Origin of the sequence: Mesorhizobium sp. M7A.F.Ca.AU.001.01.1.1, from assembly GCF_004022735.1 — a bacterium.
GTDB classification, from domain to species: Bacteria; Pseudomonadota; Alphaproteobacteria; order Rhizobiales; family Rhizobiaceae; genus Mesorhizobium; species Mesorhizobium ciceri.
In genome coordinates this window covers 1-1,121 of sequence record NZ_RZPF01001148.1, presented here as the reverse complement: position 1 = coordinate 1,121, position 1,121 = coordinate 1, and the positions used below count along the sequence as shown (strand labels likewise).

Sequence of the window (1,121 nt, the reverse complement as noted above, 5' to 3'; positions counted from 1 at the left end):
GATGAGGCCGGCTGCGGCTTCTTCGACGCCGGCAGCGTGGCGCAAACCACACCTCTCGACGGTGTTCATCTTGACGCCGAAAACACGCGAAACATCGGCGAGGCGCTGACACCAGTCGTGCGCGTCATGCTGGAATTGTGAAGGAGAAAACCCGTGGCTGAGAACTATGACGTCATCATCATCGGCTCCGGTCCCGGCGGCTATGTCACCGCGGTGCGTTCCGCGCAGCTCGGCTTCAAGACGGCGATCGTCGAGCGCGAGCATCTCGGCGGCATTTGCCTTAACTGGGGCTGCATCCCGACCAAGGCGCTGCTGCGCTCGGCCGAGATCATGCACTATTCGGATCACCTGAAGGATTACGGGCTGAAGCTCGACGGCAAGGTCAGCGTGGACACATCGGCCGTCGTTGACCGCTCGCGCAAGGTGTCGCTGCGGCTCAATGGCGGCGTTGCCTTCCTGATGAAGAAGAACAAGGTCGACGTCATCTGGGGCGAGGCCAAGCTTTCGAAGGCGGGCGAGATCGTCGTGTCCAAGACGGCCAAGAAGCCGATGGAGCCACAGCCGCCGGTGCCGAAAGGCGTCAAGGGCGAGGGCACCTATACCGCCAAGCACATCATCCTGGCGACCGGCGCCCGGCCACGCGCGCTGCCCGGCATCGAGCCGGACGGAAAGCTGATCTGGACCTATTTCGAGGCCATGGTGCCGAAGGAGATGCCGAAGTCGTTGCTCGTCATGGGGTCGGGCGCCATCGGCATCGAATTCGCCTCCTTCTACCGCACAATGGGCGCCGAGGTGACGGTGGTCGAATTGCTGCCGGCGGTGATGCCGGTCGAGGACGCCGAAGTCTCGAAGTTCGCGCAAAAGCAGTTCGAGAAGCAAGGCATGAAGATTATCCTCGAAGCCAAGGTGACCAAGGTCGAGAAGGGCACGAACTCGGTCACGGCGCATGTCGAGATGAAGGACGGCAAGGTCGAGAAGATCACCGCCGACCGGATGATCTCGGCCGTCGGCGTGCAAGGCAACATCGAGGGCCTCGGGCTTGAGGCGCTCGGCGTGAAGACGGATCGCGGCTGCGTCGTCATCGATGGTTACGGCAAGACCAATGTGCCGGGCATCTATGC

Annotated in this window: 1 protein-coding gene and 1 pseudogene; both read left to right on the top strand. The window is 62.4% G+C overall.

Annotated features, from left to right (window positions below; all coding sequences use genetic code 11):
• Positions 1-141 (top strand): annotated as a pseudogene (locus EN884_RS36630) (arylesterase); the annotation flags it as partial.
• 12 nt (positions 142-153) lie between these two features.
• The coding region (locus EN884_RS36625) for a dihydrolipoyl dehydrogenase (protein ID WP_164895446.1) at positions 154-1,121 on the top strand (968 nt) is incomplete at its 3' end.